Annotated in this window: 22 protein-coding genes and 1 rRNA gene; 8 read left to right on the top strand and 15 right to left on the bottom strand. The window is 57.2% G+C overall.

Going from position 1 to position 23005, the window contains the following annotated elements; genetic code table 11:
- Nucleotides 1–5: 5 nt before the first annotated feature.
- From recO to rseD, 10 genes are all read right to left on the bottom strand, one after another.
- Entirely contained in the window at nucleotides 6–743 is a 738-nt protein-coding gene (gene recO / locus MKR05_RS16195) for a DNA repair protein RecO (RefSeq protein ID WP_002914062.1), read from the bottom strand.
- 11 nt (nucleotides 744–754) lie between these two features.
- Nucleotides 755–1660, bottom strand: coding sequence for a GTPase Era (era, locus tag MKR05_RS16190; RefSeq protein ID WP_023290667.1), 906 nt, complete (start codon nucleotides 1658–1660; stop codon nucleotides 755–757).
- Nucleotides 1657–2337 carry a ribonuclease III gene (rnc, locus tag MKR05_RS16185; protein ID WP_002914065.1) on the bottom strand — a complete coding sequence of 227 codons (681 nt, stop codon included), beginning with the start codon at nucleotides 2335–2337 and terminating at the stop codon, nucleotides 1657–1659. The genes era and rnc overlap by 4 nt, the downstream gene beginning before the upstream one ends.
- Before the next feature lie 249 nt (nucleotides 2338–2586).
- Nucleotides 2587–3561 (bottom strand): signal peptidase I, encoded by a 975-nt coding sequence (lepB, locus tag MKR05_RS16180; RefSeq protein ID WP_004201827.1) that lies wholly within the window; start codon nucleotides 3559–3561, stop codon nucleotides 2587–2589.
- A gap of 15 nt (nucleotides 3562–3576) precedes the next feature.
- Nucleotides 3577–5376: a translation elongation factor 4 gene (gene lepA, locus MKR05_RS16175; RefSeq protein ID WP_023290668.1), complete on the bottom strand. Its 1800-nt coding sequence runs from the start codon at nucleotides 5374–5376 to the stop codon at nucleotides 3577–3579.
- Nucleotides 5377–5561: 185 nt separating this feature from the next.
- Nucleotides 5562–6041 (bottom strand): SoxR-reducing system protein RseC, encoded by a 480-nt coding sequence (rseC, locus tag MKR05_RS16170; protein ID WP_004201822.1) that lies wholly within the window; start codon nucleotides 6039–6041, stop codon nucleotides 5562–5564.
- Nucleotides 6038–6994 carry a sigma-E factor regulatory protein RseB gene (gene rseB, locus MKR05_RS16165; RefSeq protein ID WP_004201821.1) on the bottom strand — a complete coding sequence of 319 codons (957 nt, stop codon included), beginning with the start codon at nucleotides 6992–6994 and terminating at the stop codon, nucleotides 6038–6040. Before rseB ends, rseC begins: the two co-directional genes overlap by 4 nt.
- Complete coding sequence (gene rseA, locus MKR05_RS16160; protein ID WP_032453736.1) at nucleotides 6994–7644, bottom strand: anti-sigma-E factor RseA; 651 nt, start codon at nucleotides 7642–7644, stop codon at nucleotides 6994–6996. Before rseA ends, rseB begins: the two co-directional genes overlap by 1 nt.
- Before the next feature lie 32 nt (nucleotides 7645–7676).
- Complete coding sequence (rpoE, locus tag MKR05_RS16155) at nucleotides 7677–8252, bottom strand: RNA polymerase sigma factor RpoE (protein WP_002914074.1); 576 nt, start codon at nucleotides 8250–8252, stop codon at nucleotides 7677–7679.
- Entirely contained in the window at nucleotides 8249–8344 is a 96-nt protein-coding gene (gene rseD, locus MKR05_RS27055; RefSeq protein ID WP_223822583.1) for a rpoE leader peptide RseD, read from the bottom strand. Before rseD ends, rpoE begins: the two co-directional genes overlap by 4 nt.
- A 328-nt stretch (nucleotides 8345–8672) precedes the next feature.
- Here rseD and nadB point away from each other — a divergent pair, with 328 nt between their 5' ends.
- Nucleotides 8673–10292: an L-aspartate oxidase gene (gene nadB / locus MKR05_RS16150; RefSeq protein ID WP_064157324.1), complete on the top strand. Its 1620-nt coding sequence runs from the start codon at nucleotides 8673–8675 to the stop codon at nucleotides 10290–10292.
- Here nadB and trmN read toward each other — a convergent pair.
- Nucleotides 10277–11014 (bottom strand): tRNA(1)(Val) (adenine(37)-N(6))-methyltransferase TrmN, encoded by a 738-nt coding sequence (trmN, locus tag MKR05_RS16145; protein WP_048298029.1) that lies wholly within the window; start codon nucleotides 11012–11014, stop codon nucleotides 10277–10279. The two genes, nadB and trmN, sit on opposite strands and share 16 nt — an antisense overlap.
- A gap of 132 nt (nucleotides 11015–11146) precedes the next feature.
- Between trmN and srmB the strand changes: the two genes are divergently transcribed.
- Nucleotides 11147–12478, top strand: coding sequence for an ATP-dependent RNA helicase SrmB (gene srmB / locus MKR05_RS16140; protein WP_032453738.1), 1332 nt, complete (start codon nucleotides 11147–11149; stop codon nucleotides 12476–12478).
- A gap of 45 nt (nucleotides 12479–12523) precedes the next feature.
- Here the strand turns inward: srmB and grcA are convergent, their stop codons facing one another.
- Entirely contained in the window at nucleotides 12524–12907 is a 384-nt protein-coding gene (gene grcA, locus MKR05_RS16135; protein ID WP_002914084.1) for an autonomous glycyl radical cofactor GrcA, read from the bottom strand.
- Nucleotides 12908–13218: 311 nt separating this feature from the next.
- Between grcA and ung the strand changes: the two genes are divergently transcribed.
- Nucleotides 13219–13908 carry a uracil-DNA glycosylase gene (gene ung, locus MKR05_RS16130; protein WP_023290673.1) on the top strand — a complete coding sequence of 230 codons (690 nt, stop codon included), beginning with the start codon at nucleotides 13219–13221 and terminating at the stop codon, nucleotides 13906–13908.
- 55 nt (nucleotides 13909–13963) lie between these two features.
- Here the strand turns inward: ung and MKR05_RS16125 are convergent, their stop codons facing one another.
- Nucleotides 13964–15049 carry a tRNA/rRNA methyltransferase gene (locus tag MKR05_RS16125; RefSeq protein ID WP_023290674.1) on the bottom strand — a complete coding sequence of 362 codons (1086 nt, stop codon included), beginning with the start codon at nucleotides 15047–15049 and terminating at the stop codon, nucleotides 13964–13966.
- A gap of 203 nt (nucleotides 15050–15252) precedes the next feature.
- On the opposite strand from MKR05_RS16125, the gene trxC reads away from it, so the two are divergent.
- The 5 genes from trxC (at nucleotide 15253) to MKR05_RS16100 (ending at nucleotide 20973) form a co-directional block, all read left to right on the top strand.
- Entirely contained in the window at nucleotides 15253–15678 is a 426-nt protein-coding gene (gene trxC / locus MKR05_RS16120; protein ID WP_002914091.1) for a thioredoxin TrxC, read from the top strand.
- Between the two features lie 69 nt (nucleotides 15679–15747).
- Entirely contained in the window at nucleotides 15748–16446 is a 699-nt protein-coding gene (gene tapT, locus MKR05_RS16115; RefSeq protein ID WP_044524370.1) for a tRNA-uridine aminocarboxypropyltransferase, read from the top strand.
- 34 nt (nucleotides 16447–16480) lie between these two features.
- Nucleotides 16481–19132 carry a bifunctional acetate--CoA ligase family protein/GNAT family N-acetyltransferase gene (locus MKR05_RS16110; protein ID WP_049013875.1) on the top strand — a complete coding sequence of 884 codons (2652 nt, stop codon included), beginning with the start codon at nucleotides 16481–16483 and terminating at the stop codon, nucleotides 19130–19132.
- Between the two features lie 120 nt (nucleotides 19133–19252).
- A complete protein-coding gene (pssA, locus tag MKR05_RS16105; RefSeq protein WP_023290677.1) occupies nucleotides 19253–20608 on the top strand; it encodes a CDP-diacylglycerol--serine O-phosphatidyltransferase in 1356 nt (451 codons plus the stop codon).
- A 41-nt stretch (nucleotides 20609–20649) separates the two neighbouring features.
- Nucleotides 20650–20973 (top strand): YfiM family lipoprotein, encoded by a 324-nt coding sequence (locus MKR05_RS16100; RefSeq protein WP_004201811.1) that lies wholly within the window; start codon nucleotides 20650–20652, stop codon nucleotides 20971–20973.
- A gap of 3 nt (nucleotides 20974–20976) precedes the next feature.
- Here the strand turns inward: MKR05_RS16100 and MKR05_RS16095 are convergent, their stop codons facing one another.
- Complete coding sequence (locus tag MKR05_RS16095) at nucleotides 20977–22275, bottom strand: MFS transporter (RefSeq protein WP_023290679.1); 1299 nt, start codon at nucleotides 22273–22275, stop codon at nucleotides 20977–20979.
- Nucleotides 22276–22885: 610 nt separating this feature from the next.
- Nucleotides 22886–23001: ribosomal RNA gene (gene rrf, locus MKR05_RS16090) — 5S ribosomal RNA — on the bottom strand.
- Nucleotides 23002–23005 lie beyond the last annotated feature (4 nt).

Below are 23005 nucleotides of genomic sequence, written 5' to 3'. Positions count from 1 at the left end.
CCTCGTTAATCATTATTCGTATTATCCGCTCGCGCCTTTCGCGCGGGCATAAACTGGCGAAACAATTCCCGGCTCTTGAGCGGTTTGCCGCCGAGATAGGGCTTCAGGGCGATACGGGTAAAGCGCTTTGCGGCGCGCAACGTATCAACATCAGGAAACTCGCGACTCGCCAACGCTTTCAAATGGTGCCCGGTAAACGTGTTGTTATCAATCACCAGGCTGGCAATAAAGCCTTTTTCTTCGCGATAGCGGTAGGTCATGGTGTCGTCCACCGGCTCGCCGCTCCCGGCACAGTGGAGAAAATCCACGCCATAGCCCAGGTGTCCGAGCAGCGCCAGCTCAAAGCGCCGCAGCGCAGGCTCCGGCGAGCCGCTGGCCCCGGCGAGCGCCTGAATGCAGTGCAGATAGTCAAAAAAGAGTTCGGAGAAGCGCGTTTCGTGCTCAAGCACACGGGAGATAAGCTCGTTAACGTAAAGACCGCTGTAGAGGGTGATGCCGCTGAGCGGCAGCGCCAGCGAGACAGCTTCCGCGCTGCGCAGGGTTTTGACTTCGCCGCGGCCGCCGAAGCGAACCAGCAAGGGGGTAAAGGGCTGTAAAGCGCCTTTAAGATTCGAGCGTTTGGAGCGTGCGCCCTTGGCAACCAGGCGCACGCGACCGGATTCTTCCGTGAAGACGTCCAGCATCAGGCTGGTTTCGCTCCACGGTCGGCTATGCAGGACAAAGGCGCGCTGCCATCCATCCACGTTGCGTTAACTCAGAGGTCGTCAACATAACCGAGACTGCGCAGGGCGCGCTCGTCATCGGCCCAGCCGGATTTCACTTTGACCCACAGCTCGAGGTGGACCGGCGCTTCAAACATCTCCTGCATGTCCTTACGCGCTTCGATGCCGATGGTTTTGATTTTGGCGCCTTTGTTGCCAATCACCATCTTCTTCTGCCCTTCACGCTCGACAAGGATCAGGCCGTTGATGTCGTAACCGCCACGCTCGTTGGTCACGAAACGTTCGATTTCCACGGTGACGGAGTACGGTAGCTCAGCGCCGAGGAAACGCATCAGTTTTTCACGGATGATTTCGGAAGCCATAAAGCGCTGAGAACGATCGGTAATATAATCTTCCGGGAAGTGGTGGATCGCTTCCGGCAGATGCTTACGCACGATCGACGCGATGGTGTCGACGTTGGTCCCCGTTTCCGCCGACATCGGCACGATATCGAGGAAGTTCATCTGGCTGGCGAGGAACTGCAGATGCGGTAACAGATCCGCTTTTTCCTGCACGTTATCCACTTTGTTGACCGCGAGGATCACCGGCGCTTTCGCGTCGCGCAGCTTGTTGAGCACCATCTCGTCGTCCTGCGTCCAGCGGGTGCCTTCCACCACGAAGATGACCAGCTCAACATCGCCAATAGAGCTGCTGGCCGCTTTGTTCATTAAGCGGTTAATGGCGCGCTTTTCTTCCATATGCAGGCCCGGAGTATCGACGTAAATCGCCTGATACGGCCCTTCGGTATGGATGCCGACGATGCGGTGACGGGTAGTCTGCGCTTTACGGGAGGTGATCGAGATCTTCTGCCCAAGCAGCTTATTCAACAGCGTGGATTTGCCAACGTTTGGACGACCCACGATGGCGACAAACCCACAATAACTTTTTTCTTCGCTCATTCCAGCTCCAGCTTTTTCAGCGCCTGTTCGGCGGCAGCCTGCTCCGCCTTACGACGGCTGGAACCTGTGCCAACCACCGGTTCACTCAGGCCACTGACCTGGCAGTGGATAGTAAATTCCTGATCGTGCGCTTCGCCGCGCACCTGGACTACCAGGTAGGACGGCAGCGGCAGATGACGACCCTGCAGATACTCCTGCAGACGCGTCTTCGGATCCTTTTGCTTATCGCCCGGGCTGATTTCGTCCAGACGAGTCTGGTACCAGGAGAGGATTAAGCGTTCAACGTTCTGAATATCACTGTCGAGGAAAACCCCGCCAATTAACGCTTCAACGGTGTCCGCGAGAATCGATTCACGACGGAAACCGCCGCTTTTCAGTTCGCCCGGCCCGAGGCGCAAGCATTCGCCCAGTTCAAACTCGCGGGCGATTTCCGCCAGCGTGTTGCCGCGCACCAGCGTCGCGCGCATACGGCTCATGTCGCCTTCATCCACGCGAGGAAAGCGATGATACAGCGCATTAGCGATCACAAAACTTAAAATGGAGTCGCCTAAAAATTCCAGGCGCTCATTATGTTTGCTGCTGGCACTGCGGTGAGTTAATGCCTGTTGCAACAGCTCCTGATGATGAAAAGTGTAGCCCAGCTTTCGTTGAAGCCGATTAATTACGATGGGGTTCATGCGTTACCAATAAATGAATGCGTCAAAGATGCAGCACACGAAACCGACCTGAGCATACGCTTCAAACAGTAAGTTGAAACAGACCAATACGCTTTCGTGTGCAGTGTCACCCGGCAGAGCGACAACCAAAAACTTCGGGGGGATATTCTATACGCAACGACACGGGATGTCGTTAGTTTGAATGGATTTAAATACTAAATAATTCGCGCCGCTGCGATAACAGCAGCGGCGTGAATTCAGCAGATGAAATTAATGAATTCCACCAATGCGCGATAACCGCACGCCGGTCGGCCATTCACCTTCCTGCTTTTCAAAACTCATCCAGATAGCGGTGGCCTTCCCGACCAGGTTTGCTTCCGGCACAAAGCCCCAGTAACGGCTGTCGGCGCTGTTATCCCGGTTGTCGCCCATCATGAAGTACTGACCCGGCGGCACAATCCAGGTGGCCAGCGGCAGACCGCTCTGATGGTAATACATGCCAGCCTGATCCTGAGCAATCGGCACCATCAGAATACGATGCGTGACGTCGCCCAGCGTCTCCTGACGCTCGGTGAGGCGAATGCCGTCGGCTTTGGTTTCGCCCTTCGGCAGCTGCCAGAAACCGCTGCTCGCTTCGCCGCCGTTGCTGCGGGAGAAGGTCTGAACGAAATCGCTCGGCTCCACGTTGGAGTAAGTCACCGGCAGCGCGTTGCCGCAGGCCTGTCCGGAGCTGCAGCCCGGCTGAATAGTGACCTGCTTGGCAATCGGATCGTAGGTGACTTTATCCCCCGGGAGCCCCACCGCGCGCTTGATGTAGTCCAGGCGCGGGTCTTCCGGATATTTAAACACCACGATGTCGCCGCGCTTCGGATGACCCGTCTCGATCAGCGTTTTCTGGTAGATAGGATCTTTAATGCCGTAGGCAAATTTCTCCACCAGGATGAAATCGCCAATCAGCAGAGTCGGCATCATCGAACCTGACGGGATCTGGAACGGCTCATAAATGAATGAACGTACCACCAGAACGATCGCCAGCACCGGGAAAACCGATGCGCCGGTTTCCAGCCAGCCCGGTTTCGGGCCGACTTTCTTCAACGTCTTTTTGTCCAGCTGCTCGCCGGTCGCTGCCTGAGCAGCGGCCTGACGCTCACGACGTTTCGGTGCAAAAATGAACTTGTCCAGGCACCATAAAACGCCCGTCACCAGGGTTGCAATCACCAGGATCAGGGCAAACATGTTCGCCATGCCAACTCCTTAGGGTTATTTGCCGTCTTTACCAACGTGCAGAATGGCGAGGAACGCTTCCTGCGGCAGTTCAACGTTACCGACCTGCTTCATACGCTTCTTACCTTCTTTCTGCTTCTGCAGCAGCTTTTTCTTACGGCTGACGTCACCGCCGTAGCATTTCGCCAGCACGTTTTTACGCAGCTGTTTCACGGTAGAGCGCGCGATGATGTGGTTGCCGATGGCCGCCTGAATCGCGATGTCGAACTGTTGACGCGGAATAAGATCTTTCATCTTTTCCACCAGCTCGCGGCCGCGATACGGCGCGTTATCGTTGTGGGTGATCAGCGCCAGCGCATCGACGCGCTCGCCGTTGATCAGCACATCGACGCGTACCATGTTCGACGCCTGGAAGCGTTTGAAGTTGTAGTCCAGCGACGCATAGCCGCGGGAGGTAGACTTCAGACGGTCGAAGAAGTCGAGCACCACTTCCGCCATCGGGATTTCGTAGGTCAGCGCCACCTGTTTACCGTGGTAAACCATGTTGGTCTGCACGCCACGCTTCTCCACGCACAGGGTGATCACGTTGCCGAGGAACTCCTGCGGCAGCAGCATGTGACACTCGGCGATCGGCTCACGCAGCTCCTGAATATTATTCAGCGGCGGCAGCTTGGACGGGCTGTCGACGTAAATAACTTCTTTGGAGGTGGTCTCCACTTCGTAAACTACCGTCGGCGCGGTGGTGATCAGGTCAAGATCGTATTCACGCTCCAGACGCTCCTGAATGATCTCCATGTGCAGCAGGCCGAGGAAGCCGCAGCGGAAGCCGAAGCCCAGCGCGGTAGAACTTTCCGGCTCGTAGAACAGAGAGGCGTCGTTGAGGCTCAGTTTGCCCAGCGCGTCGCGGAAAGCTTCATAATCATCGGAGCTCACCGGGAACAGGCCGGCATACACCTGCGGTTTCACCTTCTTAAAGCCAGGCAGCGCTTTGTCTGCCGGGTTGCGGGCGGCGGTCAGGGTATCGCCCACCGGCGCGCCAAGGATGTCTTTGATCGCGCAGACCAGCCAGCCTACCTCGCCGCATTTCAGCTCGGTACGGTCAACCTGTTTCGGCGTGAAGATGCCCAGACGGTCGGCGTTATAGACCTGGCCGGTGCTCATGACCTTGATTTTGTCGCCCTTGCGCATGGTGCCGTTTTTAATTCGTACCAGCGACACCACGCCGAGGTAGTTATCGAACCAGGAGTCGATAATCAGCGCCTGCAGCGGCGCGTCCGGATCGCCTTCCGGCGGCGGAATATCGCGCACCAGACGCTCCAGCACCTCGGTCACGCCGACGCCGGTTTTCGCCGAGCAGCGCACCGCGTCGTGGGCGTCGATCCCGACGATATCTTCAATTTCGTCCGCTACGCGCTCAGGGTCGGCCGCAGGCAGGTCGATCTTGTTGAGTACCGGAACGACCTCCAGGTCCATCTCCATCGCGGTGTAGCAGTTGGCCAGGGTCTGGGCTTCTACGCCCTGCCCGGCGTCAACCACCAGCAGCGCGCCTTCGCACGCGGCGAGGGAACGGGAAACTTCATAAGAGAAGTCCACGTGGCCCGGGGTGTCGATAAAGTTCAGTTGATAGGTCTCACCGTCGTTGGCCTTATAGTCCAGGGTGACGCTCTGCGCCTTGATGGTGATCCCGCGTTCGCGCTCAAGATCCATGGAGTCCAGAACCTGGGCTTCCATTTCACGATCAGAAAGGCCACCGCAAATCTGGATGATACGGTCAGACAGCGTCGACTTACCGTGGTCGATGTGAGCGATGATCGAAAAGTTACGTATATTCTTCATATTTAGAGTTAATTATGCCTTACGAGTATCATGAGGCCGCTGTACTGTGCCTGACGTTTTTTAATCCGAAAACGCCGCATTCTACACTACATCCTTGAAACCAGGAAATGCTGTTAGATCCAGCATAACCGCAGAAATTGTGGCGTTGTAACAGGAAGGGTAAATAAAGATAAGGGCCAGTGAAATCACTGACCCATGTCGGAGGAAGGCGTTTCGATACGCACCAGATCCGGCGGCAACGCGACGCTCAGAATCACCGGCTGCCACGACTGGCGCGCTGCCAGCTGCGGCGACAGACCGCGCGCCACCAGAAACCCGCCGACGCCGCCCAGCAGCGCGCCGCACAGCGAAGCGATATCGCTGGCAAACAGCACCTGGAAAATCGACGCCATCACAAACAGACCCACCAGCGGCGCCATGTAGACTAACAGCGCCGAACCCAGCAGACTGCTCTCGGCGATCCCCAGCTCCACTTTCTGCCCCGCCGTCAACGGCTGCTCGCAGGGCACGCTGATGGTATGGCTGGTCTGCGGCCCCAGCTTGTTTAATACCCGGCTGCCGCAGCCGGCGCGGGAGGCGCAACTGCTGCAGGAGGCTTTAACGTCGCAGTGCACCTGCGCCACGCCGTTATGCCAGGAAACCACGGTGGCCCACTCTTTGATCATTGTACTGCCTTGAATTTAATGCTGTCTGAGATACGCTTCGCCGTCTGCGGCGGCAGTTCGCCCACCACGGTGATCTCCGCGTTATCGCGTACCGTCGTGCTGACGGTGCGTCGGCCGGTGCGCAACAGCTGGTCGCTGCTGGCCGCGGTGGCGCGGTTGATATTGATCGAGAAGCTGAACAAGCCGTCGGAATAGAGACGTGATTCTACCGGACCATCAAAGGTGGGCAGACGACGCTGGCTGCTGGAGACCTCAGTCATGCCCTGCGGGAGCCACGTTGGCGCCCAGTTGAAGTTGGCTTTGTCGCCCCCTTCAGGCACCGACAGCTGCGGCGGCAAATTCGCTTTCGCCAGCGTCTCCATGCTGGCGCTGACGTTATCGCCAACGTTGAAAGAGACGACCCGGAACTGCTCCAGCGTTTCACCGTCGCGGTCGAGCAAATCGACGCGCAGCGGCAGCTTGGTCTCAGCGTCCAGCCAGGCGATAAAGCTATAGCGCGTGCCGTCGCGAGCCACGACGCGGATCACGTCGCAGAGGCGGTCGGCGATACGGGTACGGCCCACGGAGATAAAATCATAGGCTGCGCTGAGACGTTTGAAATCGCTGTAAACCAACGACGGCAGCGAATCGACGATATAGTCGCCGTTCAGGGTGAACGGATCGAGGCCGGGTTCAAAATAGCTGATTTCCGTACCGCGCAGGACCACTTCCCGGCGCGGACCGTCCAGCTGCAGAAGCTGCGCCAGCGGTTGATTGTTCAGTCGCGCGTGACGATAGCGCAGCGACTCAACGCCTTGTTTGCTGATGCTGACGAAAGACAGCTCATAATTGAGGGACTGGCTGGCCAGGTTCATCTGCTGCAACAACGCCCCGGACGATGTATCAGCCGAGGCGTTGACAGAGAACAACAGACTGCCTGCCATGAGCGACATGGCACACCAAAGTTGCTTCATTACTGCGATTGCGTTCCTAAAGTTTGATAACCCGGCACCTGGACTGCGGCCTGCTGAGTCTGGGCCTGGCCAAACTGAAGCTGCTCAGCGTGCAGGCGGCGCTGCAGTTCGTAGTCCTGCAGCATGGCGTTAATCCGCCGACGCTGTTCCTGGACCTGAGCCTGCTGGCCGCTACCTGCTGATACGTCAGCCGGTACGCCAAGGCTTACCGGGCTCGCTTTACCCATCATCGGCAGCGTATTGAACACCGGCGCCTCTGGCTGCTGAGCGGCATCAGACTGCCCATTATAGTGCTGGACGCCGACGATAACCGCAAGCGATACGCAGGCGGCAACGCCCATCTGGGTCAGTGAGCTGGCCCACGGACGCACTTTGTTCCAGAACGGCATCTGCCGCCACTGGTGCGGTGCGGGCTGAGATTCAGGAATAAGCGGCGCCGTCTGACGAACGGGCTCATTTTCAATGGCGGCCATCACCCGGGCGGAGATATCAAATTGCAGCACCTCTGCGGTATCGCCACGCAGCGTATCGCGGATAAGGTGATAACTCTCCCAGGTTTTTTGCATCTCAGAAGAACGACTCAGCTCGTTGAGCAGTTCGTTATCCAGCGTTTCACCATCCATTAAAGCCGAAAGTTTTTCTTTCTGCATGCCTGATACCCTTTTCCAGTATTCCGCTATCGTCAACGCCTGATAAGCGGTTGAACTTTATTATCAATAGCTTCTCGCGCCCGGAAGATACGCGAACGCACCGTCCCAACCGGACAATCCATGATAGCGGCTATCTCTTCATAGCTTAGGCCATCCAGCTCCCGTAACGTAATTGCCATGCGTAAATCTTCCGGAAGCGATTCAATGGTACGAAAAACTATTTGTCTCAGCTCTTCTGACAACATTAAGTTCTCAGGGTTCGAAATTTCTTTCAACGCCCCGCCGCTTTCGAAGTTTTCCGCCTCGTTAGCGTCAACATCGCTGGACGGCGGACGGCGTCCCTGAGCAACCAGATAATTCTTCGCCGTATTGACGGCGATACGGTATAACCAGGTGTAAAAAGCGCTATCTCCCCGGAAAGAGTCCAGCGCACGCCATGCCTTAACGAACGATTCCTGAACGACGTCAGCGATATCGCCCGGCGGTACATAGCGGGAAACCAGGCTCGCGACCTTATGCTGATAGCGCACTACCAGCAAATTAAACGCTTTCTGATCTCCTTTCTGGACCCGTTCAACAAGGACCTGATCCGTTAACTGCTCGCTCATCCGAGGTAATGTCTCCCCAAACCCAATTCCCATGCGTCTTCAAAACACCACCCAAAATCTGCATTATGAGCAAGCTGACTCTTGGAGTGTATGAAAACAATAAAGTTCCGTTACGCTTTTGTTTTTTGTCTGGCAACGGCGGCAGATCGTTATCAATCATTATATGCCCAGGTTGCTAAACGATAGGTTAGTCAATAAGAAAAAGCGCAGGCCCGTCTGAAGGGTATCGTAACACGGCGTTTATTTCACTATAAAATCCAATGCTATCAACCTGCCACGCGTCTCATTTTCGCCGTGCTCCAGACCGTTTCCGCTCGCCTGCTGTTTAGCCGTCACAACGCCAGTTAAAAAAAATTGTACGATTCCTCACGAGCTGGTGCTATTGTGAGCTAAATGTGTTTAGTAAATTAAACAAAGACGATGAATACCACTCCTGACTTCTTTTGTGATGTGTTGATTATCGGCAGCGGCGCTGCCGGCCTCTCTCTTGCGCTGCGCCTGGCAGAGCACAGTTCGGTGACGGTGTTGAGCAAAGGGCCGATCAGCGAAGGTTCGACGTTCTATGCGCAGGGCGGGATTGCCGCCGTCTTCGACGAGACCGACAGTATTGAATCCCATGTCGAAGATACCCTGATCGCCGGCGCAGGGTTATGCGATCGCCATGCGGTCACCTTCGTCGCCAGCAACGCCAGGCCATGCGTCCAGTGGCTTATCGATCAGGGCGTATTGTTTGATACCCAGGTCCAGGCCAATGGCGAAGAGAGCTATCATCTCACGCGCGAAGGGGGCCACAGCCATCGGCGCATTCTTCACGCCGCCGACGCTACCGGCAAAGCGGTGGAGACGACGCTGGTCGATAAAGCCCTCGCCCATCCCAATATCCGCATCCTTGAGCGCAGCAATGCCGTCGACTTGATCGTATCGGATAAGATTGGCCTGCCGGGCACGCGCCGGGTGGTCGGGGCATGGATCTGGAACCGCAATAAAGAGCGCGTGGAAACCTGCAGCGCGAAGGCGGTGGTGCTCGCCACCGGCGGAGCCGCCAAGGTTTATCAATACACCACTAACCCCGACGTCTCTTCCGGAGACGGTATCGCGATGGCCTGGCGGGCGGGCTGCCGGGTGGCGAATCTGGAATTCAACCAATTTCACCCCACCGCGCTGTATCATCCGCAGGCGCGCAATTTCCTGCTGACCGAAGCGCTGCGCGGCGAAGGCGCCCACCTTAAACGCCCGGACGGCACCCGCTTTATGCCGGACTTTGACGAACGCGGCGAGCTGGCCCCACGCGATATCGTCGCCCGCGCCATCGATCATGAGATGAAGCGCCTTGGCGTTGACTGTATGTTCCTTGATATCAGCCATAAACCCGAGGCGTTTGTTCGCCAGCACTTCCCGATGATTTACGAAAAGCTGCTCGGTCTGGGAATTGATTTAACCAAAGATCCGGTACCGGTCGTCCCTGCCGCGCATTACACCTGCGGCGGAGTGATGGTGGATGATAATGGCCGCACCGACGTCGATGGGTTATACGCCATCGGCGAAGTCAGCTATACCGGGCTGCACGGCGCGAACCGTATGGCCTCGAACTCGCTGCTGGAGTGTCTGGTTTACGGCTGGTCCGCCGCAGAAGATATTGCCCGTCGCCTGCCGCTGGCCCAGAAGGTCAGCACCCTGCCGGCGTGGGATGAAAGTCAGGTGGAGATCCCGGATGAACTGGTGGTTATCCAGCATAACTGGCACGAGCTGCGCCTGCTGATGTGGGATTACGTGGGGATTGTGCGCACCACCCGCAGGCTGGAGCGCGCCCTGCGGCGCATTACCATGCTGCAGCAGGAGCTGGATGAGTATTACGCCCGCTTCCGCGTCTCGAATAATCTGCTGGAGCTGCGCAATCTGGTGCAGGTGGCGGAACTTATCGTACGCTGCGCGATGTTGCGCAAAGAGAGCCGGGGACTGCATTACACCCTTGACTATCCGCAGCCGCTGCCGAACAGCGGTCCGTCGATATTGTCGCCCCTGGCTCACATAAAGAGATAAAAATCCTCGGTCAGAGCGGTAAAGCCTTCTGAATACTGCTGCTCTGGCCCGCGGATCGCCAGCCTGTCGCTGAAACACTCCCCCGCCGTCGGGGAGAAAGCCAGCAGCACCCGATGCGGCGGCCGCATCTCGGTCTCCGCCACGTCAGTGCGCAGTCGCAGGTGCCAGCCCATCGCGGTTGCCCGTTCGATAAACGCATTACCGATATCGACCGGCAGCACCACGCAAAAAAAGCCTTCTTCGGTGATATGCTCAGCGGCACAGGTCAGCAGAGAAGCGTGATCGAGCGTCGTGGTATACCGCGCCTGCTCCCGCTGCGAGGTGGCGCAAGGCACCCCTTCCGCAAAAAAGGGCGGGTTACTGATTATCAGTTGATAGCGTCGGGTCTGCGGCGGCTGCCACTGATGGATATCGGCCTGACAGACCTCAACCCGCGAAGCCCATGGCGACGCAAGGGCATTTTCCTGCGCCTGGGCGGCGGCCTCCTCATCCAGTTCGACCGCATCGACACGCACATCATCGCCGGTACGCTGCGCGAGCATTAGCGCCAGCAGGCCGCTGCCGGCGCCAATATCCAGCACATGTTTCACTCCGGCAATCGGCGCCCAGGCGCCGAGCAAAATGCCGTCGGTACCCACCTTCATCGCGCAACGATCGTGGGCGACAAAAAACTGTTTGAAGGTAAAACCATTGCGCGGCAGCGCAAACTTCGACTGAGACATCCTCAATAACCTTGCCGACAAAAAACTCCTGAACGTAAGGCTATGCACAATACCGGAGAACAGATAGCCTTACAAACAGATGAACATTACGTCAGTAACGTCTATAATCGGCGGCCCACTCAGAGGTAGAACATGACTGTAACGACTTTTTCCGAACTTGAACTCGATGAAAACCTGCTGGAAGCCCTCCAGGATAAAGGTTTCACTCGCCCGACAGCCATTCAGGCCGCCGCTATTCCGCCTGCGCTCGATGGCCGTGACATTCTCGGTTCAGCGCCGACCGGCACCGGTAAAACGGCGGCGTATCTGCTGCCAGCGTTGCAGCACCTGCTCGATTTCCCGCGTAAGAAATCCGGCCCGCCGCGTATTCTTATCCTGACGCCGACCCGTGAGCTGGCGATGCAGGTGGCTGACCACGCCCGCGAGCTGGCGAAGCATACCCATCTGGATATCGCCACCATTACCGGCGGCGTAGCCTACATGAACCACGCGGAAGTGTTCAGCGAAAACCAGGACATCGTGGTCGCCACCACTGGTCGCCTGCTGCAGTATATAAAAGAAGAGAACTTCGACTGCCGCGCCGTCGAGACCCTGATCCTCGATGAAGCCGACCGCATGCTGGACATGGGCTTTGCGCAGGATATCGAAACCATCGCTGGTGAAACCCGCTGGCGCAAGCAGACCATGCTGTTCTCCGCGACGCTGGAAGGCGATGCGATCAAAGACTTCGCTGAGCGCCTGCTGGAAGAGCCGGTTGAAGTTTCCGCTACCCCGTCGACTCGCGAGCGTAAGAAAATCCATCAATGGTACTATCGCGCGGACGATATCGAACATAAGACCAGGCTGCTGGTGAATCTGCTGCAACAGCCGGAAGCTACCCGCGCTATCGTCTTTGTGCGCAAGCGCGAGCGCGTGCATGAGCTGGCCAACTGGCTGCGTGAAGCGGGGATTAACACCTGCTGGCTGGAAGGCGAGATGGTGCAGGCCAAGCGTAACGAAGCCATTAAGCGTCTGACCGACGGCCGCGTAAACGTGCTGATCGCCACCGACGTCGCCGCCCGCGGTATCGATATTCCGGACGTCAGCCACGTCTTTAACTTCGATATGCCGCGCACCGCCGACATCTATCTGCACCGTATCGGTCGTACCGGCCGCGCAGGTAAGAAAGGCACCGCGATTTCGCTGGTTGAAGCGCACGATCACCTGCTGCTGGGCAAGATCGGCCGCTACGTTGAAGAACCGCTGAAAGCTCGCGTGATTGATGAATTGCGACCCAAAACCCGCGCGCCAAGCGAGAAGTTGACCGGTAAACCATCGAAGAAAGTGCTGGCGAAACGCGCCGAGAAAAAAGAGAAAGAAAAAGAGAAGCCGCGGGTGAAGAAGCGCCACCGCGATACGAAAAATATCGGTAAGCGCCGGAAGCCAAGCGCGACCGGAACGCCATCAGCGTCCAGCGAAGAGTAAAAAAAACGCCGGGATATCCCGGCGTTTTCACATCTGGCGTTAGCCTTACAGGCTTTCGGTAAAGGTACGAGCGATAACGTCGCGCTGCTGTTCCGGAGTCAGGGAGTTGAAGCGTACCGCGTAGCCGGAAACACGAATGGTCAGCTGCGGGTATTTTTCCGGATGCTCAACCGCGTCCAGCAGGGTTTCGCGACGCAGCACGTTAACGTTCAGGTGCTGACCGCCTTCCACGCGAACTTCTGGTTTCACGTCTACCGGGATTTCACGGTATTCGATTTCACCCAGTTTGCTGACCGCCACCACGTCATCTTCCGCAAAACCACCTTTGGCGCACAGGCAACGCGCTTCGCCTTTTTCGCTATCCAGCAGCCAGAAAGAGTTCAGCAGGTCGTCGTTTGCCGCTTTAGTAATTTGGATACCAGTAATCATTTGATGCCTCCCAGGCAGTGTTTATTCGATTTTGGCCTCTTCGCGGCCAATTGGTAAAACCATTGTTGTATGAGTGTATATATATCAGCCGCACCCTCGGCATTCTTTGATGTAAATCAATAAAAACCACTCACTCTAAGTGGGTATGCAAGGATTTTATTGTTTTACATCAAGTTACGCCATAAGCCGCTATAAATAATTTTGTAAATTTTCAATTTTTTTTGCATCAAGGCCCGCGTCAAGCCGTGCCGATTTTGTTCTGTAGAAAGAAGCCGTTAAGCTATAGCGATGACCCTTTGCAGGAGAGCAAGATGACCACCCCTTTAACCTGGCATGACGTGCTGGCGGATGAAAAGCAACAACCCTATTTTCTCAATACTCTGAAGACCGTCGCCGAAGAGCGCCAGTCCGGGATCACCATCTATCCACCGCAAAAAGATGTCTTTAATGCGTTTCGCTTTACCGAACTGGGCGATGTCAAAGTCGTCATTCTCGGTCAGGACCCCTATCACGGCCCGGGGCAAGCCCACGGTCTGGCGTTCTCGGTTCGCCCCGGCGTCGCTATCCCGCCCTCGCTGCTGAATATGTACAAAGAGCTGGAGGCCACTATCCCTGGCTTTACCCGCCCTACCCATGGTTACCTGGAAAGCTGGGCGCGCCAGGGGGTGCTCCTGCTTAATACGGTCCTGACCGTCCGCGCCGGGCAGGCGCACTCGCACGCCAGCCTCGGCTGGGAGACGTTTACTGATAAGGTAATCGCGTTAATCAATGAGCACTGCGAGGGGGTGGTCTTTCTGCTGTGGGGCTCCCATGCGCAGAAGAAAGGCGCGATTATCGATCGCCAGCGCCACTGCGTACTGAAGGCGCCGCACCCTTCACCGCTCTCCGCGCATCGCGGCTTCTTTGGCAGCAACCATTTCGTGCAAACCAATCAGTGGCTGGCCGATCGCGGCGAAGCGCCGATTGACTGGATGCCGGTCCTTCCCGCCGAAAGCGAGTGATCGACAGTCATAAAAAAAGCCAGCATCAGCTGGCTTTTGTATTCAGGGACAGGTATTACGCCTTGTTCTGACGCCACCATTCCGCCAGCAGGACACCGGTCGCCACAGAGACGTTCAGGCTTTCGACATTGCCGGTACCATCGATGGCGACGCTGAGGTCCGCGCTGGAGATCGCTGCATCCGACAGGCCATCGCGCTCCTGGCCTAACACCAGCACCATTTTCTTCGGCAGCTCGGCTTTAAACAGCGGGGTACCATTATGGCTGGAGGTCGAGACAATCGCATAGCCCGCCTGACGGAACTGATCCAGAGTATCGATGAAGCTGTCGCCGGTGATCGGTTCAACATGTTCCGCACCGCCTTCCGCCGTACGGATCGCCGCGCCGGACTCCAGCACGCCGGCATCCTGAACCACAACACCCTTCACGCCGAAGTGCGCGCAGCTGCGCATGATCGCCCCGAGGTTGTGCGGGTTACCCACGTCCTCCAGCGCCAGAACGCAATCTTCTTCTGCGGCCTTCGCGACCCACTGGGCAACAGAGGTACCGTGGCGTTTTTTGATCAGGAAGCAGACGCCGCCGTGGTGATCGGTCCCGGAGGCTTTCGCCAGCTCGGCTTCATCAACCACATGATAGGCTTTACGGTTAGCCGCCATCCAGCGCAGCGCCTCTTTAAAGCGCGGCGTCACGCTCTGGATAAACCAGGCGCGGACAATGGCTTCCGGTCGGCTCTGGAACAGGGCCTGACAGGCGTTTTCACCATACACGCGGGTCTCTTCCGCACGCTGGCGACGCAGTACTTCCGGATCGATAAAACTCTTCCCGCTGATCCCGCCGTGATCCTCTTTTACCGGCGTCTCATCGCCAGGAGCGCGAGAAACGGTACGCCACGGGGACGCATCGTCACGATTAAAATCATCGCGCTTGCGCTCATCACGCTTGCGGTCATCGCGTTTACGATCGTCACCGCGGCTGTTTCGTTCGTCACGCGCAGGGCGGCTGCGGCCGTCAACACGAGATTTTCCTGGACGACCTCCCCCTTTCCCGGTACGTGGGTTATGGGTGCGTTTGTCAGAATCATCATCACTGCGGACATACATCACTTTGACCTTGCCGCTTTTATTTTTCAGTTCGTCGCTCATCAATTTTCTCCACCTGCGCTGCGCGAAGCGCGCAGATTACCCGATGTGTCATCGCTTCGCCATGATTTCGTTTAAAAGACGGCCTCTATTGCACTCATCGAACAAAACGCATTGTCCTTAAATAACACTTAATCGATAATATGTAACATCACAGAAACATATCGGCCACGTGCCACGTTGCAACCCATAACCAGAGGTTAGTTATGAATACCGTTTGTGCCAGTTGTCAGGCTCTGAACCGCCTCCCGGACGATCGTAGCGCGGATGGCGCAAAGTGCGGACGCTGCGGTCACGATCTTTTTGATGGCGACGTCATCAACGCGACCGGGGCAACGCTGGATAAACTCTTAAAGGACGATCTGCCGGTCGTTGTCGATTTCTGGGCGCCATGGTGCGGTCCCTGCCGCAGCTTCGCGCCGATCTTTGAAGACGTCGCGGAAGAGCGTAGCGGGAAGATGCGTTTTGTGAAAGTTAACACCGAAGCGGAACGTGAGCTTAGCGCACGGTTTCGTATCCGCAGCATCCCGACCATCATGATGTTCAAAAATGGCGAAGTGATCGACATGCTTAATGGCGCGGTGCCAAAAGCGCCATTTGATAGCTGGCTGAACGAAGCCGGACAGCAGTAATCCTTCCGGGGCACCGCTTGTGCCCCGTTTTCGCCTCTGCGACAATAGCGTTTTTCACTAGCGACTCCCATGACTGATAACGCTGTCCTTCGCCTGCGCGCCGAACGTCTCGCGCGAGCCACCCGCCCTTTCCTTGCTCGCGGCAACCGCATCCGCCGCTGCCAGCGCTGTCTGCTGCCGCTCAAGCAGTGCCTGTGCGCCACGTTAACGCCGGCGCAGGCCACCAGTCGTTTCTGCCTGGTGATGTTTGATACGGAGCCGATGAAGCCCAGCAACACCGGCCGGCTCATCGCCGATATTCTGCCGAATACCGAGGCTTATCAATGGTCGAGAACCGAGCCGCCGCAGGGGCTGCTCGATCTGGTCGCCCATCCCGATTACCAGCCGATGGTGGTGTTCCCCGCCTCTTACGCCGCACCGGAGCGCCAGGTCCTGAGCGCGCCGCCGTCCGGCAAACCGCCGCTGTTTATCATGCTCGACGGCACCTGGACCGAAGCGCGTAAAATGTTCCGTAAGAGCCCTTATCTGGACGCGCTGCCGATCATCTCCGTCGATCTGTCGCGCATCTCAGCCTACCATCTGCGCGAGGCGCACGCCGACGGACAATATTGTACCGCGGAAGTGGCCATCGCCCTGCTGGATCTGGCGGGCGATGCGCCGGCCGCCGCAGCGCTTGGCGAACACTTCACCCGCTTCCGGACCCGCTACCTGGCGGGAAAAACCCAGCATAAGGGCAGTATCACAGCGGGCCAGGCGGAAAACGTTTAAAATCATTCGGTCACTGGGATGAAAGGAGACCGGTATGAGCCAACGAGGCCTGGAAGCGCTGCTGCGACCAAAATCCATCGCCGTTATTGGCGCATCAATGAAGCCGCAGCGCGCTGGCTATCTCATGATGCGCAACCTGCTAGCCGGCGGCTTCAATGGCCCGGTACTGCCGGTGACCCCCGCCTGGAAGGCGGTGCTTGGGGTGCTGGCGTGGCCCACCATTGAGAAGCTGCCGTTTACGCCGGATCTGGCGGTGCTTTGTACCAACGCGCGACGTAATCTCGAGTTGCTCGAAGCCCTGGGGCAGAAAGGCTGCAAGACCTGCATCATCCTCTCTTCGCAGCCGGAACAGTATCCGGCGCTGCTCGAATGCGCTGCGCGCTATCAGATGCGCCTGCTCGGCCCAAACAGCCTGGGGCTGCTGGCGCCGTGGCAAGGCCTGAACGCCAGCTTTTCGCCGGTCGCGATCCACCGCGGTAAACTGGCCTTTATCTCGCAGTCGGCCGCCGTCTCCAACACCATCCTTGACTGGGCGCAACAGCGCGAGATGGGGTTTTCCTACTTCATCGCGCTGGGCGATAGCCTGGATATAGATGTCGATGACCTGTTGGACTTTCTGGCCCGCGACAGCAAAACCAGCGCCATTTTGCTTTACCTTGAGCATCTCAGCGACGCGCGCCGGTTTGTCTCCGCCGCGCGCAGCGCCTCGCGAAACAAGCCAATCCTGGTGATCAAAAGCGGCCGTAGTCCCGCGGCGCAGAAACTGTTGCACGTCAATTCAGGGATGGATCCGGCATGGGATGCGGCCATCCAGCGTGCTGGTCTGCTGCGGGTCCAGGATACCCATGAGCTGTTCTCCGCCGTAGAAACCCTAAGCCATATGCGCCCGCTGCGCGGTGAAAAACTGATGATCGTCAGCAACGGCGCGGCGCCGGCGGCGCTGGCGCTGGATGAGCTTTGGTTGCGTAACGGTAAGCTGGCGACCCTCAGCGAGGAGACGCGCGACGCCCTGCGCCAGGCGCTGCCGGGCGGCGTTGAGATCGCCAACCCACTGGATCTACGCGATGACGCCAGCAGCGAACACTATCAGCGGGCGGTGAACATTCTGCTTAACAGTCAGGACTACGACGCGCTGCTGGTGATCCACTCGCCCAGCGCCGCCGCGCCGGGCACCGAGAGCGCCCTGGCGCTGATAGACGCCCTGAAGCACCATCCGCGTGGCAAATATGTCACCGTGCTGACCAACTGGTGCGGCGAATTCTCTTCCCAGGAGGCGCGACGGCTGTTCAGCGATGCCGGCCTTCCCACCTACCGTACGCCGGAGGGCACCATCACCGCCTTTATGCATATGGTCGAGTACCGCCGTAACCAGAAACAGCTGCGCGAGACTCCAGTGCTGCCGGACTCGTTAACCGCCAATACCAGCGAAGCGCATGCTCTGCTCCAGCAAGCGATAGATGACGGCGCCACCACGCTGGATACCCACGAGGTCAGCCCGGTGCTCCGGGCCTACGGTATCCACACACTGCCAACCTGGATCGCCGCTGACAGCGCGGAAGCGGTGCATATCGCTGAGCAGATAGGCTATCCGGTTGCGTTGAAGCTGCGTTCCCCGGATATTCCGCACAAATCAGAAGTACAGGGGGTCATGTTGTATCTGCGTACCGCGGCAGAAGTACAGCAGGCAGCGGATGCGATGATCGATCGCGTCAGGCTGGCCTGGCCCCAGGCGCGCATTCATGGCCTGCTGGTGCAGAGTATGGCCAATCGCGCCGGCGCCCAGGAACTGAGAGTGGTGGTTGAGCACGATCCCCTCTTCGGCCCGTTGATTATGTTGGGCGAAGGCGGCGTAGAGTGGCGGGCCGAGGACCAGGCCGCTGTGGCGCTGCCGCCGCTGAATATGAACCTGGCGCGTTATCTGGTGATCCAGGCGATCAAAAATAAGAAGATCCGCGGCCGCAGCGCATTGCGACCGCTGGATATCGCAGGCTTAAGCCAGCTGCTGGTTCAAGTCTCGAACCTGATCGTCGACTGCCCGGAGATCCAGCGGCTGGATATTCATCCCCTGCTCGCCTCCGGCAACGAGTTTACGGCGCTGGACGTTACCCTGGGGCTTGCTCCCTTTAGCGGCGACAGTGAAAGCCGTCTCGCTATTCGTCCCTATCCGCACCAGCTGGAGGAGTGGGTGGTGATGAAAAATGGCGATCGCTGTCTGTTCCGGCCGATCCTTCCGGAAGATGAACCGCAGTTGCTCGCGTTTATCGCTCAGGTCACCAAAGAAGATCTCTATTATCGCTATTTTAGTGAGATCAACGAATTTACCCATGACGACTTAGCCAATATGACCCAGATCGACTACGATCGTGAAATGGCGTTCGTCGCCGTCAGGACCACCGCGGAACAGAGCGAGATCCTCGGCGTGACGCGGGCGATCTCCGACCCTGACAATATTGATGCCGAGTTTGCTGTGCTGGTCCGTTCAGATTTGAAAGGGTTAGGCCTGGGGCGAAGGCTGCTGGAAAAGCTGATCGCCTATACGCAAAGCCATGGCCTGCAACGGCTGAATGGGATTACGATGCCGAATAACCGAGGCATGATCGGCCTCGCCAGAAAGCTGGGATTCACCGTTGATATTCAGCTGGAAGATGGGATTGTCAGTCTGTCGCTGCCCCTGAATCAGGGATAATCGCGCGACGCTGACCGCAATTGTTGACCACATTAGCGGGTAGTAATGGTATTATTGCCCGCTTACGTCGTCTGCATGGTACAGAAGACCCTTCAATAAACAGAGAAGAAACGCACTGTGATGTTGTCAAAATTTAAGCGTAATAAACATCAACAACACCTTGCCCAACTCCCTAAGCTTTCTCAGTCAGTTGATGATGTAGAGTTCTTTTACGCCCCTGCGGATTTCAGGGAAGCGTTACTGACCCGGATTGCCAACGCCACTCAGCGTATATGCATTATTGCGCTCTACCTGGAGCAAGATGATGGCGGAAAAGGAATTTTGCAGGCCCTTTATGACGCCAAACGTCAGCGTCCGCAACTGGATGTTCGCGTCCTCGTTGACTGGCACCGCGCTCAACGTGGCCGTATCGGCGCCGCCGCCTCCAACACCAATGCTGACTGGTATTGTCGGATGGCCAATGAAAATCCGGGCGTAGAGATCCCCGTTTACGGCGTGCCGATTAACACCCGGGAGGCGCTCGGCGTTCTCCATTTCAAAGGCTTTATTATCGATGACTGCGTCCTCTACAGCGGCGCCAGCCTGAACGATGTTTATCTGCATCAGCATGATAAGTACCGCTATGACCGCTATCAGTGCATCCGTAACGGCAAAATGGCGGACGTCATGTTCGACTGGGTCGACAATAATCTGGTTCAGGGACGCGGCGTGAATCGTCTCGACAGACCGGATCGGCCAAAAAGTCCGGAAATCAAAAACGATATTCGCCAGTACCGTCAGGAGCTGCGCGACCGCAGCTACCATTTTGTCGGCACCGCCGGTGACGAAGAACTCTCCGTCACCCCGCTGGTAGGCCTGGGGAAATCCAGCCTGCTGAACAAAACTATCTTTCACCTGATGCCCTGTGCCGAGCACAAGTTAACGATCTGCACCCCCTACTTCAACCTTCCTGCCGTGCTGGTAAGAAATATCATCCAGCTGCTGCGCGACGGTAAACAGGTGGAGATTATTGTCGGCGATAAAACCGCTAACGATTTCTATATTCCGGAAGATCAGCCGTTTAAAATCATCGGCGCGCTTCCTTATCTGTATGAGATCAACCTGCGGCGTTTCCTCAGCCGGCTGCAGTATTATGTGAATACCGATCAGCTGATCGTCCGCCTGTGGAAGGATGACGATAACAGCTACCACCTGAAGGGCATGTGGGTTGACGACGAGTGGATGCTGCTCACCGGCAACAACCTTAACCCGCGCGCCTGGCGACTCGATCTGGAAAATGCCATTTTGATCCACGATCCAAAGCAGCAGCTGGGAGCCATGCGGGAGAAAGAGCTGAAGCTCATCCGCACCCACACCACGGTGGTGAAACATTATCGGGATCTGCAAAGTATTGCCGACTATCCGGTGAAAGTGCGTAAACTGATCCGCCGACTGCGGCGGATCCGCATTGACCGGCTGATCAGCCGTATTCTCTGACAATCAGCCCCGCCTCGACGGGGCTTTTTTCTGGAAGCGCTATGCGTACGATAATCGTGATTGCTTCGCTGATGTTAACGGGCTGCAGCCACATGGCAAATGATGCATGGTCCGGTCAGGACAAAGCCCAGCATTTTCTGGCCTCGGCGATGCTGTCTGCCGCCGGCAATGAATATGCGCAACATCAGGGTTACAGCCGGGACCGCAGCGCTGCTATCGGCCTGATGTTTTCCGTCAGCCTCGGCGCCTCAAAAGAGCTTTGGGACAGCCGCCCGGCAGGCAGCGGCTGGAGCTGGAAGGATTTCGCCTGGGATGTAGCCGGCGCGACCACCGGCTACGCTGTTTGGCAACTGGCGCACCAGTAACGGCTAAAGACGCAGGCCTTTGCCTTTGCGATGCAGCATCAGGGAGACCAGGAAGGCGATGGCCGCCATCACCGTCACGTACCAGTAGAACGCGTGCTCTATCCCCGCCGATTTCAGCGACAGCGCGACATATTCCGCCGAGCCGCCAAACAGGGCATTCGCGACGGCATAGGACAGCCCTACCCCAAGCGCGCGAACCTGCGCCGGGAACATCTCGGCCTTCAGGATGCCGCTGATCGAGGTATAGAAACTGACAATCAGCAAGGCGCAGATCACCAGGCCGAAGGCAGCATAGGGTGAGCTCACTTTTTGCAAGGCGCTCAGGATAGGCACGGTAAATAATGTCGCCAGCACGCCAAAGCACAGCATGGAGGTACGGCGGCCAACTTTATCCGAAAAGGCGCCGAACAGCGGTTGAACCAGCATATAAACGAACAGCGCCGCGGTCATGATCACGCTGGCGGTGCTGGCCGTCATGCCAGCCGTGTTGACCAGATACTTTTGCATATAGGTAGTAAAGGTATAGAAGGTCAGCGATCCGGCGGCAGTAAAGCCCAACACCATCACGAAAGCCCGGCGATTACGCCACAACCCTTTAAATGAGCCAGCCTCTTTCAGCGCCCGGGTCTCCTGCTTCGAGGTTTCGTCCAGCTGGCGACGCAGCCACAGCGCGACGATAGCCAGTACTGCCCCGAGAGCAAAAGGAATACGCCATCCCCAGGCATGCAAATCTTCGTCGCTCAGCACCTGCTGGAGCGCCACGACCACTAATACCGCCAGCAGTTGACCGCCAATTAACGTGACGTACTGGAAAGAGGCATAGAAGCCTTTCTTTCCTTCAATCGCCACTTCACTCATATAGGTCGCGCTGGTGCCATATTCTCCACCGACCGACAGCCCCTGAAACAGACGGGCCAACAGCAGCAGCGCCGGAGCCCAGGTGCCGATGACCGCGTAGCCCGGCAGGCAGGCAATCACCAGTGAACCAAAGCACATCATACAGACCGAAATAAGCATGGAAGCTTTACGTCCGCGGCGGTCGGCGATCCGACCAAACAGCCACCCACCGATAGGACGCATCAGAAATCCGGCGGCGAATACGCCTGCCGTTTGTAAAAGTTGAGTGGTGGTATTTCCGGAGGGAAAGAAGATATGGGCAAAATAGAGCGAGCAGAATGAGTAGACATAAAAATCAAACCACTCAACCAGATTTCCCGAGGAAGCGCCAACAATTGCCCAAATACGACGACGGGTATCGGCCTGCTCCGGCGCGGCCCGTTCGGTAATGCTACTCTCTGTCATTGTTATATTGCTCCAGCAAAGACTGCAGTCTGTCTTGTCGGGCGTACCACGTCACGCAGACAAATTAGTTAGTAAACTAAATGTTATATAATTGTTATATCTTTATATGTGATTGCATTCACATTTTTTTTCGCAAGCACGGTTTTCGCGATCAACGCCAGCGCAGAGGCAAGGAAAAAGTGGATTATGGCGAAGGGTTTGCCATGACGGGGTTTTATGTTGCTTTGAATGAAGATAATGGTGCGGGTATGGCGGGATTTTCCCCGGAGGCGGTGCTGCGCACCTTGTCCGGGCTACGGATCCGTAGCCCCGGTAAGCGCAGCGCCACCGGGGGAGGCATACACCACACAGCAAAAAACCCCGCACCTTTCGGGACGGGGTTCTTTTTAAACGCAAAAACAAAAAGCCCGGTCTTTCGACCGGGCTTTCTGCTTTATTTGATGCCTGGCAGTTTATGGCGGGCGTCCTGCCCGCCACCCTCCGGGCCGTTGCTGCGCAACGTTCAAATCCGCTCCCGGCGGATTTGTCCTCCTCCGGAGAGCGCTCACCGACAGACAACAGACAAAACAAAAGGCCCAGTCTTTCGACTGAGCCTTTCGTTTTATTTGATGCCTGGCAGTTCCCTACTCTCACATGGGGAGACCCCACACTACCATCGGCGCTACGGCGTTTCACTTCTGAGTTCGGCATGGGGTCAGGTGGGACCACCGCGCTAGTGCCGCCAGGCAAA

The sequence above is a fragment of the Klebsiella sp. K5-204 genome, from assembly GCF_030128585.1.
GTDB classification, from domain to species: Bacteria; Pseudomonadota; Gammaproteobacteria; order Enterobacterales; family Enterobacteriaceae; genus Klebsiella; species Klebsiella quasipneumoniae.
This window is presented reverse-complemented; position numbering and strand designations above follow the sequence as displayed.

Bases quoted from the DNA above. Each gene is read 5' to 3' on its own strand.
- era (WP_023290667.1), bottom strand. From the start codon at position 1,660: ATGAGCGAAGAAAAAAGTTATTGTGGGTTTGTCGCCATCGTGGGTCGT.
- grcA (WP_002914084.1), bottom strand. From the start codon at position 12,907: ATGATTACTGGTATCCAAATTACTAAAGCGGCAAACGACGACCTGCTG.
- rseC (WP_004201822.1), bottom strand. From the start codon at position 6,041: ATGATCAAAGAGTGGGCCACCGTGGTTTCCTGGCATAACGGCGTGGCG.
- lepA (WP_023290668.1), bottom strand. From the start codon at position 5,376: ATGAAGAATATACGTAACTTTTCGATCATCGCTCACATCGACCACGGT.
- pssA (WP_023290677.1), top strand. From the start codon at position 19,253: ATGTTGTCAAAATTTAAGCGTAATAAACATCAACAACACCTTGCCCAA.
- tapT (WP_044524370.1), top strand. From the start codon at position 15,748: ATGACTGATAACGCTGTCCTTCGCCTGCGCGCCGAACGTCTCGCGCGA.
- nadB (WP_064157324.1), top strand. From the start codon at position 8,673: ATGAATACCACTCCTGACTTCTTTTGTGATGTGTTGATTATCGGCAGC.
- srmB (WP_032453738.1), top strand. From the start codon at position 11,147: ATGACTGTAACGACTTTTTCCGAACTTGAACTCGATGAAAACCTGCTG.
- ung (WP_023290673.1), top strand. From the start codon at position 13,219: ATGACCACCCCTTTAACCTGGCATGACGTGCTGGCGGATGAAAAGCAA.
- MKR05_RS16125 (WP_023290674.1), bottom strand. From the start codon at position 15,049: ATGAGCGACGAACTGAAAAATAAAAGCGGCAAGGTCAAAGTGATGTAT.
- rpoE (WP_002914074.1), bottom strand. From the start codon at position 8,252: ATGAGCGAGCAGTTAACGGATCAGGTCCTTGTTGAACGGGTCCAGAAA.
- rseB (WP_004201821.1), bottom strand. From the start codon at position 6,994: ATGAAGCAACTTTGGTGTGCCATGTCGCTCATGGCAGGCAGTCTGTTG.
- rnc (WP_002914065.1), bottom strand. From the start codon at position 2,337: ATGAACCCCATCGTAATTAATCGGCTTCAACGAAAGCTGGGCTACACT.
- trmN (WP_048298029.1), bottom strand. From the start codon at position 11,014: ATGTCTCAGTCGAAGTTTGCGCTGCCGCGCAATGGTTTTACCTTCAAA.
- trxC (WP_002914091.1), top strand. From the start codon at position 15,253: ATGAATACCGTTTGTGCCAGTTGTCAGGCTCTGAACCGCCTCCCGGAC.
- MKR05_RS16095 (WP_023290679.1), bottom strand. From the start codon at position 22,275: ATGACAGAGAGTAGCATTACCGAACGGGCCGCGCCGGAGCAGGCCGAT.
- MKR05_RS16100 (WP_004201811.1), top strand. From the start codon at position 20,650: ATGCGTACGATAATCGTGATTGCTTCGCTGATGTTAACGGGCTGCAGC.
- rseA (WP_032453736.1), bottom strand. From the start codon at position 7,644: ATGCAGAAAGAAAAACTTTCGGCTTTAATGGATGGTGAAACGCTGGAT.
- MKR05_RS16110 (WP_049013875.1), top strand. From the start codon at position 16,481: ATGAGCCAACGAGGCCTGGAAGCGCTGCTGCGACCAAAATCCATCGCC.
- lepB (WP_004201827.1), bottom strand. From the start codon at position 3,561: ATGGCGAACATGTTTGCCCTGATCCTGGTGATTGCAACCCTGGTGACG.